Below are 13,627 nucleotides of genomic sequence, written 5' to 3'. Positions count from 1 at the left end.
ATGAACGTAATCAGGCATGACGACCAGCCATCACGCCGCCATCAATATCCCAAACCGCGCCGGTCACCCAGCGGGTGCTATCGCTGAGCAGAAACGCCACGGTTTGCGCGATATCATCAGGCGTGCCGACGCGGCCAATGGGATGGAAGTCGTCAAAGCTGTTCATCACATCCTTCACATCCTCTTTAGGGATAAACCCTTCATATATCGGCGTATGCACCACCGCCGGCGATACCGCATTGACCCGAATCCCGCTGCCGCCCAGCTCAATCGCCAGATTTTTGGTCAGCGCATGCAGACCCGCTTTCGCCATGGAGTAGGCTGACGACGGCGTTGCGCCGATGGCCTGCTGCGCCCACATCGAGCCGATATTCACAATCGAACCTTTGATGCCATTAGCCAGCATATTGCGCACCACCTCGCGGGTGATAAAAAACGTCGCGCGGTTGAGATGCATATACCGATCGTAGTCAGCCATTTCATGTTCGATAAACGGCTTCGGGAAGAAAACGCCGGCGGCGTTGACCAGCAGGCTGATATCCTGATGTTCCGCGTTAATAGCGGCCATAACCTGCTGCATACCGCTTTCGCTCGTCAGGTCAGCGACGATAACATCCACCTTCCCCGCTGCCGCCAGCGCCTGACGCGCCTGTTCGGCCTTCTGCCGACGATTGCCCACCAGCACCACGCTGCCGCCATTCTCCACCACCCGTTTGGCCGTCGCCAGCCCCATACCGCTGGTCCCGCCAACCACTAACAGTTTTTTTCCCATAAACGCCGTATTCATCATTCACCTCTTCACGCTTGATTTGTGTAGCCTAAGCATGCCTTTCCTGCAGCGCGCTGACGAATGAGAAGAAATAGCCCAACGACAAAGAAAATCTATCTTGATGACCTATACTGAGACGCAAATTCACTGAGGGATATTCACCATGCGTTCGCTTAACCGACTGAAATGGCTTCACGCGTTTGAAGCCACCGCCCGCCACGGCAGCTTTACCGGTGCGGCGCGCGAGCTGGGCGTGACGCCCGCCGCCGTCGGGCAGCTGGTCAGGGCGCTGGAAGAGTGGGTCGGCCATCCGCTGCTGCACCGTACCCGTAGCGGTAAAGAGCGTCTCACCCTGGTGAGCGAAGCGCAGGCGGCGCTGCAGGATATTACTCAGGGGCTGGATAAGCTGGAGAGCGGACTGAATAAGCTTCGCGGCCGCCGGGCGCGTTCCGTGGTGGTGATTACCGCCTCGCAGGTTCTGATGATGAACTGGCTGATGGAGCGCTTAAACCGCTTCTCTGAAGTCCATGATAATATCGACCTGCGTCTCAACGTTACGGAAAAGCTGATGGATGTGGCCCACGGCGAAGCGGATTTGGCAGTTCGCTGCGGTCGCGGCGACTGGCCCGGGGTCGATAAAACCTGGCTGATGGATGAAGAAGCGGTGCTGGTGTGCAGCCCGCGAATCGTCCCGGCAGACAAAACCGCCTGCGGCGAGTGGCTGGCGGCGCAAAAGCTGATTCATGATGATACGCCCTATCCCGGCGCCAGCTTTCCATCATGGGCGGAAGTGCTGGAGGCCGCTCAGGCGCCAACGGCGCGCGATAGCGGGTTGCATATTAACTCAACGTCGGCGGTCATCCTGGCCGCGCTCAGCGGGCGCGGCGTCGCTATTGTTCGCCGGGCGCTGGTACAACAGCTCCTCGCCACCGGCCAGCTCGTTCAGCTACACCCGGCCCGCCGCTGGCCGCTCACCTGGTCCTACTATATTGTGACGCCCCAGCATGCGGTCATGCGCCCGGAAGTGAAGGTGTTTTATGACTGGCTGCTTCACGATGTGCTGGCGGAAAACCCGATACGCTGAATATCTTCCGCCACCCCCGCATAGAAAACCTTTATTGCTTTATGGTTTTAGCTGGTCATGAATGCGCCACTTCTGTTTCAGCACGTTTTTGTCCTGGCTGGCCAGCCACTGGTTAACCTTGTCCAGCAGCTGCGGGTTATCTTTATTCATCATATAGACTTTGAAGCTGGCGGTGCCCGGGAACGGCTGCTCATTGGCCACGCAAAACACGCCCGGCTCATTGCTCTCGTAATAGACGCCCTCAATCAGGTCGGTCACCATCATATCCGCCGTTTTCTGCCGCAGCGCTTCAAGGTTATCGATATTGTTTTTCACCCGAATAATCTGCGCCTGTTTGATATGTTCATCGACAAAGCTTTGGTTGGTGCCGCCCGGATTCACCACCACCTTCACGTTTGGCTGGTCGATTTTTTCCAGGCTACCGAGCGCCGGCGCCGCCGCGCAGTTAGCCAGCGCAATCTTGCCGTTCGGCACCACCGGCTGGCTTAACGCGAAATCTTTCGCCCGCGCTGCGGTTTCCGTCACCCCGCCCATGGCGATATCAAACTTATCGGCCTTCAGGTCGGCGGAGAGCGTGGGCCAGCTGGTCGTCACAAAGCTCACCTTTAGCCCAAGCCGCTTGCCGAGATCTTTCGCCATATCAACATCGTAGCCCACCAGCTCCCCGGCTTTATTATGAAACGCCAGCGGCGCGTAATCCCCCGGGACGCCGACTTTAAGTTCACCGCTTTGTTGAATGCTGTTCATGTCGCGCGCCTGGGCGCCAAAGGCGACGGCAGCGATGACGAAAACAAGACCTGACTTCAACTTCATCGTTATATCCTTGTTCAAATGTGAACCGTTTATGATTACACCGCGCTGCGCAGCGGATGCTGTTTATTGTTTATAAAATCTTTAATCATGGATACCGTCAATACCGGCGGCGAGAAAGGCGGCATCGTTCCTTCGGCCACCCGCCCGGCGAGCTGCTCGCAAAAGCGCTCAACCTGATTAACCGGATACCCGGCAATATCCTGGGCGGAGTAACGCCACCATCGTAGCGCCATCAGCTGCTCAATAATCGCCTCGCTGAAGCGCATGCGGATGATCTTCGCGGGATTACCGCCGACGATGGCGTACGGTGCGACGTCTTTGACCACCAGCGCGTTGGCGGCAATGACGGCCCCATCGCCAATAGTGATCCCCTGCGCCAGGGTGACATTCTGGCCAATCCACACATCGTTGCCGATGGTTATCGGCCGGGGGGTTTTTGCAAAAGGATAAAACTGGTTGGTCCTGCCGCTATCGGCAGCCAGCGTCGCCATCACGCCGGAATGATGGGCATAAAACACCGGGCTGGCGCTGGCCCACTCCAGGGGATGTCGGTCGCCGAGCACCTGTAACCGATCGGCAATCGACGTGTAGCGCCCCACGTTAATCAGCGCCGGCAGCAGGGTTCGCGTATAGCTAAAGGCGCCCAGCGAGGCCAGCCGTTCGCCGCAGCGCCCCCAGTAAGTGGTATAGGCCTCGGTGGCTAAGTTTTCCGGTATCTCAATCGGCAGGTCGTCACGGTAAAAGGCGTGGCCGCAGGCCAGCGTCTGCCCGTCGACAAAAATCCGCTGCGCCTGCAATAGTGGCTTAAGCTCCCCAAAGGCGATTTTCATTATCGATTTTCCCGCACAAAAGTATTCCCGGACAGCCGCTTAATCTCTCGATCATTGATAGCGTACCGATCCGCTCGCCGTGCGAAAAATCGTTATGACTTCTCTTTTTTGTGAGCGACAGCGCGAAAGCGACGGTCAGTTATACTCCAGCGCAAACGTCACCATGCTATTGGCGGTACCGGCGGTTACCGCGTCATCCGTCTGTACGTACTGGGCGTTAAAGTTGATATTTTCCGCCGCCCCCGCGCTGCTGGCGGTAATCCGCTTGAGTACAGGTAAGTTACTGGCCTCATTGATTTTGACGCCGGTTCCGGCGGCGGGCGCTGGGGCACTGTTATTGCCGTAGGTGAGCCTGACGCCCACACCGCTCGCGGAGGCGTTTGCTTTACTTAGCGCCAGAGTATCCGTTCCCCCGGATGGCGAGGTGACGCCAAAAAAGCCGATGCGGATATCGGTTGGCGTGGAGCAGAAGACCGGTATGGAGAAGCGCTTCGCGACGCCGCCGGTGGTGTTTTTGCCCTTAAACTCCGCTTTATTTACCGTGCCGAGGCTAACGTGAATATTCGCGGTTGAAACCTGACAGCTGCCGCTGCTGCCGATATCGACATTCAGCGCCGCCATATCGAGCGTGACCGGCGAGCTGGCGACAAAACCGCTGCGGCTGTCGGCCTGCTGCTGGATAGTGAGTTCGCCAATCTGCGGCTGCGCCGGAACGTTTGCGTGGTTGCCGCTGACCAGGGCGACATTACCGGTCTTATAAAACGTCACAAAGACTTTCACCACAATCTGCTGCTGGTTCAGCAGATTAGCCATCTCATTGCTGTCGCAAACCGTCACGGATTCCCCATTACCGGCCGCATGGCTGCCATCAATAAAGCGAACGGCGCCGCCGCTGCACTGGAAGCCCAGCGAGTATCCTATGCCGTCCAGCGCTGAGGGGAACACGTGCTGACCGCCGATTGACAGCGGCGTTGAGGCCGTTTTTAGCTGCCGATAAACCAGACGCTTTGCCGCCGCTTTCGGCACCTGAAGATCGCAGGAGAAATGAATCCCGCTGCCGTTATCCGCCATCATGCCGGTCATCTGGGTATTCAACGGCAGCGTGGGCAGGTACTTGATATTCTGGACGTTCACGGTCATCTGGCCGATATCTCCTCTGCAGGTTTCCGCCCAGCCGCTGTGGCTATAAATCCCCGCCATCAGCAGGAATAAAAACGATACTATGCGCAAAATCACCTCTGTGCAGACCTACTGGCAGAGGCCAGAGACGGTTTTAACCGGACTCTGCCCCTGCTGTACGGTATCGGTAAGATGGAAATGCAGCGCGCATCTCCGTGAGATATTGTCGGCGTTCCAGGCGGCATCGAGCGTCCCTTCTTGCGGAATACCGCTCAGATAGACCTGCCCGCCATCCGCCACCATGCCGCCCGGCGCCGCGCCCCGATCGTCTTCTGCTTTACGCAAGCGAACGCTGGCGCCGAACGGCAGCGGGCCGTGGCTATCGCGAAGGGTAAACAGCACGCGGCTGCCGATATGGGTCTGATAGTTTGCCTGCACCACCGCCCCGCCGCCGGGGATCACCGTCTGCCCTTCAAGTTCAACATCGGCATCGTCGGCCAGCGATTCGGTATCGAGCGTAATGGTGTTTTTGCGATACGCCGTCAGCGAGGGCACCACCGCATAGCCCCGCCAGTCGGTATGCACGTTGCTGCCGTTCTGAATCGCCACGTCGGCGGCACCCGGCGCGCGTACGATGGCAAAGCTTTCGCCGACGGTCTGACCCAGCGTCACGCCATGAGGATGGGCGACGATGGACCCCGATGCGCCCCAGGTCAGCTGATGGCTTGCGCTATCGCGGCGATAGCCGAGCTGCGCGGTTCCATAGCCGCCGTGGTAATCGAGCGATGCGCTGCTGTTGCTGCCCTGGCCGCCGTTAACGTAGCCCTGCTGAAGGGAGTAGTAGAGATTGGGATTGCGCGGAAGCGAACCGTACAGCGACGCCTGCTGCGAGGTGCGTCCGTTATTGTCGGAGGTGGTGCTGTAGCTAACCGCGCTCTCGGACAGCGGGCCGCCAAGCGGAATGCTCAGGTTCAAGGACCACGAGCGATCGTCTTTTTGGCGATCGGATGACTGGGTGTAGTAATAACCCACGCCCCACGAAACGCCTCGCCAGGCGCTGTAAAAACCGAGATGGATCGTTTCATCGCGGCTCTGGCGGTGCCAGTACTCCTGCGACCAGGCGGAAATCGCCAGGCTGCTCATACCGCCAAACGCCTGAGAAAGGGAGACCTCTTCGCGGCTGCGCTTGTTATCCAGCAGGCCATTGCGGCTCTCAAGCGCGCTGGCTTCGCTGAAGTCGTAATAACCGCCTGAGGAGTAGCGATAGCTGGCGAGGCTAAATGAGGTGCCGGTGCCGGCAAAATCCTTCTGGTACTGCACCCGTACCGAATGGCCGGCCGAGCGCTTTCCCGACGGCGTCGTGGTGTTCGCCCATGTCGCATCGCCTCCAAGCGATCCGAGCTCGCCAAAACCGCGCCCGACGCCGAGCGCCCACGACTGGTAATCCTGCGCCAGCTGGCTACCGCCGTAGAGCGTGAATTCAGCCGGTAGCCCATAAAAGAGCGTACCCTGCAAAAACGTCGGCGAGCGCGCCTGGCTCTGCTCCGAATGGTAGCGTCCGGCGCTCAGGCTGAATTTCACGCGTCCTTCCCGCAGCATAAACGGGACGGCTGAAAAGGGCTGGGTAAAGGTCCGCACCGAACCATCGCTCTCTTTTACCTGCACCTCGAGATCGCCGCTTTGCGCCGTTGGATAGAGGTCGTTTATCGCAAACGCTCCCGGCGAGACGAACGTTTCATAGATAACGTAGCCATGCTGGGAGATGGTGACTTTGGCGTTGCTGTGCGCCATTCCGCGGATCGTCGGGGCGAAGCCGCGCTGGCTATCCGGCAGCATTTCATCATCGGACATCAGCTGAACGCCGCGAAACTGCACGCTGTCGAAAACGTCACCGGTCGTAAAGGTATCGCCCATCCGCAGCAGGCTTTTGAGTGACTTCAGGTCGCGCTGTAGCCAGGTACTCTGAGAATTCCAGCGCCGGGTCCGGTCATACTCCATCGACGAGACGTTACGCAGGCGCCAGGCGCCAAGGTTAACCCCGCTGCGTAGATTCAGGTAGCTGGAGCGGCTGCTGTCATCCGTCTGCCGGGTTTGCGACCCGGTCAGGTTATAGTTAACAAACGCCGCCGGGATACCATCATCCCAGCGTGCCGGATCCACGTATCCGCGGCTTTGGGCGTTCATGGCCGCCTGGGGAATACTTAAGTTCAGACGCTGAGTGGCGAAATCAAAACGGCTGCTGGCATCGGGGATGTAGCGCTCGATGCGAGTGAACGTTTCTCCCTCATGCAGGGTATTAAACGCCGGGAAAGCGCTGACGTTGACGCCATATTCCGCCAGCTGCGCCGGGGTTAACTGCGGCCGCAGTTCGCCGTTGCTGTCGACAAATGTCACCTCGCCCTGGGCTATCTCCTGGTTATTCACCCAAATGCTGACCGGGTATGTCCCGGGCTGCTGGCCGCCAGCTTTAGCAAAATAGTGTAAATCAGCGGTCTTTTGCTGCGGATTAGTAAATTCTAATGCCGCCGGATCAAAGTAGTCCTCCGCCCGCGCGATACCGCTTTGGTACAGCAGAAAAAGCGCCGTCGGCAATAATAAAATCCCGCCGGTTGGCGCCGCGATCGCCGAATAAACGGAAGTCATATCCGAAGTGTTATTTTTCACAATATCCTGACCAGGCGAAGCAAATTAATTACTGTTGCGCGTAATCCGTAATACCACCGAAGTCATTAATGGCGCGCCATTTAACTACCCCGGAATGAGTAATCGGCCACGCTTTATGATCAAAGGGGCCAATCATGCCGGGTTGCGGAATATCTGTACCGCCAACCGAAATAACAAAAAAGGAGACAAAATAGGGCGTCGGGTTTTGGGCAACCAGCCTGGAACCTTCAATGTTAAACGTCAGCTTGCGCCATGCATCGTCAGGCTCGCCCGCCAGACCATTCGGGCGATAGAAGATCTTAAACTTTGATTTAATATTGACCTGAAGCTTGTTCACTTCATCTTGTTTCGTTGGTGCAATACTTTTCACATTGAGCCAAAAAACGGATTCGCGATCGGTGGGCAGCGTTCCACCAATATAGTTAATACGCAATACGTTCTGCTGTTCAGGATCGAGACGGAAAAGCGGCGGCGTCACAATAAAAGGCACCCGGCTTTTATTGTTTTCCGTATAGTTTTCTACCCACGATTGCACCAGATAAGGTGAATGAGTATCAGCGTTGGTGACCGATATTGCGGCTTCACGTTTCCCTTCCTGATAAACAACACGGGTTCCTCCCATGACAATACCGGCCTGTGCCGCAGTTGATAGCAATAAAAAGGCTATCGCGGCGATCGTTCGTTTCATAATGACTACCGTCCGGGAATAATAAAAGCGGGTATCACTGCCTGAAGCTGATAAATAATCTGCATTAATTATGCCGACCCTATTTCAGCCGGGCGGCGGCGGCTGGCGGCTTACCCGGCGTGGGAAGCCATGAATAACCGCAGCTTTACCCGCTTCCAGGGTATTAGTTGTAAACCATATTGAAGTTGGCCGTACCGTTGGCAGAACCGGCGGAAACCGCGCTGGTTGAGACATAGTCAGCAAAGAATTCCAGATCGGCGGTACCCGTTGCCGCGCCGCTCGCGCCAGCGGTAACGCTGTGGCCGCGTGAGACGGCGCCGAGATCAACCGGCGTCGACTTATCATCTTCATACAGCTTTATCGCTACCCCACTTGCGGTACCGTTAATCGCCAGCAGATCGCTATTGTTGGTATCGCGGGTACCGTCAAACAGCACCGAGACGGTGGTAACGGTAGAAGGACAATCTTTCACTTTGATATGGAAGGCGGTTTTGGTCGTTTCAGAACCTGCGCCGGTAAAATAGCTGCTCGCCCATTTCCCCAGATCGACGCTCTGATTTGCGCTGGTGCTATCAACATTACAGGAGGAATCGGTAATCGATCCGGTAAATTCGACCTGCCCACCCGTCCCCTGCGTGCCCGCATTAGAACCGGGGTTAACGGTCATTGCCGATCTGGCGGGTTGTGAAGGCGAGGATAATGCGCTAGCGGACACCAGAGCACCGACAAACATTGCCATAATACGAAATTGCGTTTTCATTATTCATCTCATCTCTAACTTATATTTTCGACAGATTGCGCGCGAGGGATTAAGCCCCGGGCAAATCTGCGTGCAGATCCTCCATGTTAATAATATTCGCGTTCCGTCCGCAGGACATCAGGCAGCAAAAATAAGCTGCTTAATTGGCTATTTTGATAAAAAGAAGTTCTTCGGCGAAATTGATAAACCCTTTATTAAGGTAACAAATAAATACTATCCCTACCGATTACAAATCGCAATATTTTGTTATGTTAATGAAATGCTGTTTTATTTTACATATAAAGATAATATTAAAAACATTATGCGCATTGTTAATTAATGCAACCAAAAATCACGATGCAATAACATCAAAAAGCAACATCAGGCGGTGTAATTTAACAATCACCCCTAATTTCACCGCGATTTTTCGGCAATAATTCTGTGAGCGGACTGGGTTTTTATAGAATATTAGGATAAATCTTAGATTGGCTTTTATCTTATTTTCGTTGTCGAATAAACAATAATCACGCGAGTCATTATAAGCAGGAGATATTGATGACAAGTGTATTTCATCTGAAAGCCGGAGAGGAAAGATGAATAACAATACTTTCTTTATGGAATAATAAACCCGCAATCGATGCTGAAGATTGCGGGTTATCCTAAAATAAATAGCTGACAGGGACGATCAGAACAGGCCCAGCGGCGCGGTACCGTAGCTCACCAGCAGGTTCTTCGTCTGCTGATAGGCATTGAGCGCCATCTTATGGGTTTCGCGCCCTACGCCGGACTGTTTGTAGCCGCCGAACGCGGCGTGCGCAGGGTAGATGTGATAGCAGTTGGTCCACACCCGACCGGCCTTAATGCCGCGCCCCATGCGATAAGCCAGGTTGGTATCCCGCGTCCACACCCCGGCCCCAAGGCCAAACTGGGTTTGGTTTGCAATAGCCAGCGCCTCGGCTTCATCTTTAAAGGTGGTGACGCCGATAACCGGGCCAAAGATCTCCTCCTGGAAGCTGCGCATATCGTTGCGACCCTGAATCAGCGTCGGCTGAATATAGAAACCGTTATCCAGTTCGGCAGAGATGCTGGCGCGTTCGCCGCCGGTCAGGATCTTTCCGCCTTCATCGCGAGCGATCTTAATATAGGAAAGGATCTTATCGAACTGCTGACGCGACGCCTGCGCGCCGATCATCGTATCGGTATCAAAGGGGTCGCCGCGGCGAATTTGCGCCACCTTCTCCATGACCCGCGCCATAAAGGGCTCGTAAATAGACTCCTGAATCAGCGCGCGGGACGGGCAGGTGCAGACCTCACCCTGATTAAAGAAGCCCAGAACCAGGCCTTCAACCGCCTTCTCGATATACTCTTCTTCTCCTTCCATCACGTCGGCAAAGTAGATGTTCGGCGATTTACCGCCCAGCTCAACGGTACAGGGGATAATGTTTTCCGCCGCGCAGGCCATGATATGGCGGCCTACCGGCGTTGAGCCGGTAAAGGCGATTTTGGCGATGCGTTTACTGGTTGCCAGCGCTTCACCCGCCTCTTTGCCAAATCCCTGAACCACGTTAAGGACGCCCGCCGGGAACAGATCGCCAATAATCTCCAGCAGCAATGTAATGCTGAGCGGCGTCTGCTCTGCCGGTTTCAGCACCACGCAGTTGCCCGCAGCCAGCGCCGGAGCGAGCTTCCAGGCGGCCATCAGCAGCGGGAAGTTCCACGGAATAATTTGTCCGACCACGCCGAGAGGCTCATGGAAGTGATAAGCCACCGTCGTTTCATCAATCTCCGCCGAGCTTCCCTCCTGCGCGCGCAGGCAGCCGGCGAAATAGCGGAAGTGATCGACCGCCAGCGGCAGGTCGGCGTTGAGGGTTTCGCGGATCGGCTTACCGTTATCCCAGCTCTCCGCTACCGCCAGATATTCCAGGTTGGCCTCAATACGGTCGGCAACCTGCAGCAGCAGATTAGCGCGGTGCTGAGCCGACGTTTTGCCCCAGGCGTCGGCGGCCCGGTGCGCCGCATCAAGGGCGAAGTCGATATCTTTGGCATCAGAACGCGGAAACTGCCCGATGTTGCTACCGTCGACCGGGGAGGTATTCATAAAGAATTCTCCACCGATGGGTTCAACAAATTTACCGTCAATAAAGTTACCGTAGGCTGACTTCAGTGAAACCAAAGCGCCCGGTGTGCCAGGATGAGCATAACGCATCGCGAATCTCCTTCATGTAGGGTTGAGGGCAGCGGCATATTAGTTTTGTACGGCGGCTCGCTGCGTCTCTCGTCTATTGCAGGGGTTATGCCATTTTTTATATTTTAAAAAAGAAATTAATTTTCAATAAATTAGATAGGTCACGTCACTTTCTGTCGCACAGAATCTCTCTTATGTGTCGCAAATCGCAACACAACGAAAACCATATAGCTACAATATTGCAACACAAATTAAACGACGAGGTGTCCCGTGCCAGGAAATCCGTTTGCCCTGACGCCAGAGATCGAAACGAACCCGCTGCTCAGCGACTCCTGGTGCCGTAGCCAGCGCTATGGCCTCGACCCCGCCACGGATGACTTCCCTCGCCTGCACGCCAGCGAACTGGCCGACAGGCTCGCCAGACACAGCCGCCTGCAAACGCTGGCCCAGCCGGTCGTTAATGAGCTATCCCGCAAAGTCAACGCTCTGCAATCCGTCGTGGTTCTCTCTGACGCCAGCGGTCTGGTTTTGCAAACCTTTGGCGATACGCACGCCATGCAGAAAGCGCAGCGCTTCGCTTTAGCACCGGGCAACCTGTGGAGCGAAAGCGGACGCGGAACCAACGCCATTGGCACCGCGCTGGCAATTGACGACAGCTGCGAAATCGATGGCCGCCAGCATTTTCTGACCAGTAACCAGGGTCTTTATTGCGCCGCCGTGCCGCTGCAAAGTCCCGATGGCAAAATAGCCGGGGTGCTGGATATCTCCGGCCCGGCCCGGTACCCGCACGCCCGCACGCTGGCGTGGGTAAAAGGCGCCGCGAAGCAGATAGAATATCTGTGGGTTAAACAGAGTCTGCATCCGCAACAGTGGCTGATGAGCCTGCATCCTCAGCTGGAAAAGCTCGACGGCGTCGACGAATGTCTGCTGGTCTTTACCGACAATGTGCTGATGGCGGCTAACCGGCTGGCGATGCGCGAGTTCTCACTTAACGCAGATCGGTTCGGCCACCTCACCTTCCAGCAGCTTTTTCCGCAGTTGCGGCAAACCGCCGTCAGCGTACCGCTGCCGCTCGTCGCCGGAGATCGAAACTACTATTACCGTCTACGCGCTCCCGTGACCGCTGGCGTGGCGGTGACCGCGCGCCCCACCCTCGAGCTGCCTTTCTCCAGCCAGCGCGAAGGCGAAAAGCTGCTGCGCCTGCTTAACGCCGGGATTGGGTTGTGTATCGAAGGCGAAACCGGCTGCGGCAAAGAGTACGTCAGCCGTACCCTGCATCGGCACAGCCGCTGGAGCGGCGGCAAATTCGTCGCCATCAACTGCGCCGCGCTGCCGGAATCACTGATTGAATCCGAGCTGTTTGGCTACCAGCCCGGGGCGTTTACCGGCGCAAACAAAAACGGCTACATCGGCAAGATTCGCGAAGCCGACGGCGGCGTACTGTTTCTTGATGAGATTGGCGATATGCCGTTAACGCTTCAGACCCGGCTGCTGAGGATCTTACAGGAGAAAGAGGTCACGCCGCTTGGCGCCAGCCAGAGCTCGCCGGTTAATTTCGCGGTGATTTGCGCCACCCACCGCAATCTGGCGCAGCGCGTCGCGGAAGGGACCTTCCGCGAAGACCTGCTCTACCGCCTGCGTGAGTTTGCTTTAACGCTGCCGCCCTTGCGCGAATGGCCTGAACTATCCGGGTTTATCCAACGATTGTGGCGCGAGCTGGGCGGAGAAAAGCGTCGCATCGCGCTGGCCCCGGAAGTTGTGCAACACCTGACGTCTCATCCCTGGCCGGGCAACGTCCGCCAGCTGCAAAGTGTGTTGAGGGTACTGCTGGCCCTCGCCGAAGAGGGTGAAACGCTGGGGATAGATGATTTGCCCCAGGAGTATCGAAGCCCGCCCGCCGCCCGCCCGCTGCGCGGGCTTCAGCAGCACGATGCGCAGCTGATTGCCGACACGCTGGCAAGCTATAACGGCAACATCAGTAAGGCCGCGCAGGCGTTAGGCGTCGCGCGCAGTACGCTGTATCGCCGTGCGGCCCGTCGCGGAAGCCATAGCGCATAGCCTTCTGATTCGCTCAGGGCGTGAAGCGCGGCGGTAGCCAGGCGAACAGGCGTCTGCTTATCGCTTCACACAGGGAGGTTAAGCGGTGCCCAATGCCCGACCAGATAAGCTTGGCGACGCAGACGCCGCAGGCTGAAACCAACGCCGCCCCCACCATGTCCAGCGGAAAGTGAACCCCAAGAAAGATCCGCGACCAGGCCACGGGCAGCGCCGCCAGCAGCAGAAAGAGCCCCGCGGCGCGTGAACGCAGCGAGAGCAGTGCAAACGCGGCGCTAAACATCACCGTGCCGTGGTCGCTCGGGAAAGAGTTGTCCGCCGGATGATTTATCCAGGTATGGCCGAGCGGGATCATAAACGGCCGCGGATGAAACAGCAGCATTCCGCAGATCGATCCCAACCCCAGCGCGATCAGAATACTCAAGGTATAAAACAGCGCCTGCCGATGACCCTGCCGCCCGCCGGAAAACCACAGCCAGAGCAGAATGGCCGGAACCACAAAGATGATCCCGCTCGCTGAAAAACGCGCCAATGCCAGGATCGCCTCCGGCGTGCCGGGCGATGCGTTCAGCGCTAAAAAGGCGCTTTGATTAAGGGTTTCCAGTACGTTCATGGCGGTAGCTCGCGACAGTCATATTTCCGTCATTATCGCCCCCCTGGCTTAAGTTACGCTTAACCCGG

11 protein-coding genes are annotated in these 13,627 nt (G+C 56.7%); 2 read left to right on the top strand and 9 right to left on the bottom strand.

Annotated elements, in window-relative coordinates:
• Nucleotides 1-10 precede the first annotated feature (10 nt).
• A complete protein-coding gene (locus SIK97_RS24245; RefSeq protein WP_057173720.1) occupies nt 11-787 on the bottom strand; it encodes an SDR family NAD(P)-dependent oxidoreductase in 777 nt (258 codons plus the stop codon).
• A 145-nt stretch (nt 788-932) separates the two neighbouring features.
• On the opposite strand from SIK97_RS24245, the gene SIK97_RS24240 reads away from it, so the two are divergent.
• The gene (locus tag SIK97_RS24240; RefSeq protein WP_057173718.1) at nt 933-1,853 is read left to right on the top strand and encodes a LysR substrate-binding domain-containing protein; all 921 of its coding nucleotides are present in this window, start codon (nt 933-935) and stop codon (nt 1,851-1,853) included.
• A 39-nt stretch (nt 1,854-1,892) separates the two neighbouring features.
• Here the strand turns inward: SIK97_RS24240 and SIK97_RS24235 are convergent, their stop codons facing one another.
• From SIK97_RS24235 to SIK97_RS24205, 7 genes are all read right to left on the bottom strand, one after another.
• Nucleotides 1,893-2,666 (bottom strand): transporter substrate-binding domain-containing protein, encoded by a 774-nt coding sequence (locus SIK97_RS24235; RefSeq protein ID WP_049103465.1) that lies wholly within the window; start codon nt 2,664-2,666, stop codon nt 1,893-1,895.
• Between the two features lie 35 nt (nt 2,667-2,701).
• The gene (locus tag SIK97_RS24230; RefSeq protein ID WP_057173716.1) at nt 2,702-3,496 is read right to left on the bottom strand and encodes a CatB-related O-acetyltransferase; all 795 of its coding nucleotides are present in this window, start codon (nt 3,494-3,496) and stop codon (nt 2,702-2,704) included.
• Nucleotides 3,497-3,631: 135 nt separating this feature from the next.
• Nucleotides 3,632-4,696 carry a fimbrial protein gene (locus SIK97_RS24225; protein WP_049103470.1) on the bottom strand — a complete coding sequence of 355 codons (1,065 nt, stop codon included), beginning with the start codon at nt 4,694-4,696 and terminating at the stop codon, nt 3,632-3,634.
• Nucleotides 4,697-4,744: 48 nt separating this feature from the next.
• Nucleotides 4,745-7,279: a fimbria/pilus outer membrane usher protein gene (locus SIK97_RS24220; protein WP_185219880.1), complete on the bottom strand. Its 2,535-nt coding sequence runs from the start codon at nt 7,277-7,279 to the stop codon at nt 4,745-4,747.
• Between the two features lie 28 nt (nt 7,280-7,307).
• On the bottom strand, nt 7,308-7,967 hold the full coding sequence (locus SIK97_RS24215) for a molecular chaperone (protein ID WP_033836968.1): 660 nt from the start codon (nt 7,965-7,967) through the stop codon (nt 7,308-7,310).
• 163 nt (nt 7,968-8,130) lie between these two features.
• Nucleotides 8,131-8,727 carry a fimbrial protein gene (locus tag SIK97_RS24210; RefSeq protein WP_014226488.1) on the bottom strand — a complete coding sequence of 199 codons (597 nt, stop codon included), beginning with the start codon at nt 8,725-8,727 and terminating at the stop codon, nt 8,131-8,133.
• Between the two features lie 664 nt (nt 8,728-9,391).
• Nucleotides 9,392-10,912 carry an aldehyde dehydrogenase family protein gene (locus SIK97_RS24205; protein WP_057173712.1) on the bottom strand — a complete coding sequence of 507 codons (1,521 nt, stop codon included), beginning with the start codon at nt 10,910-10,912 and terminating at the stop codon, nt 9,392-9,394.
• A 249-nt stretch (nt 10,913-11,161) separates the two neighbouring features.
• Here SIK97_RS24205 and SIK97_RS24200 point away from each other — a divergent pair, with 249 nt between their 5' ends.
• Nucleotides 11,162-12,949: a sigma-54-dependent Fis family transcriptional regulator gene (locus tag SIK97_RS24200; protein WP_057173710.1), complete on the top strand. Its 1,788-nt coding sequence runs from the start codon at nt 11,162-11,164 to the stop codon at nt 12,947-12,949.
• Between the two features lie 13 nt (nt 12,950-12,962).
• Here SIK97_RS24200 and SIK97_RS24195 read toward each other — a convergent pair whose 3' ends face one another.
• Nucleotides 12,963-13,559 (bottom strand): undecaprenyl-diphosphatase, encoded by a 597-nt coding sequence (locus SIK97_RS24195; protein WP_057173708.1) that lies wholly within the window; start codon nt 13,557-13,559, stop codon nt 12,963-12,965.
• Between the last annotated feature and the right edge of the window lie 68 nt (nt 13,560-13,627).

The organism is Klebsiella sp. JN_Kp126 (genome assembly GCF_033843325.1).
GTDB lineage: Bacteria > Pseudomonadota > Gammaproteobacteria > Enterobacterales > Enterobacteriaceae > Klebsiella > Klebsiella michiganensis.
This window is presented reverse-complemented; position numbering and strand designations above follow the sequence as displayed.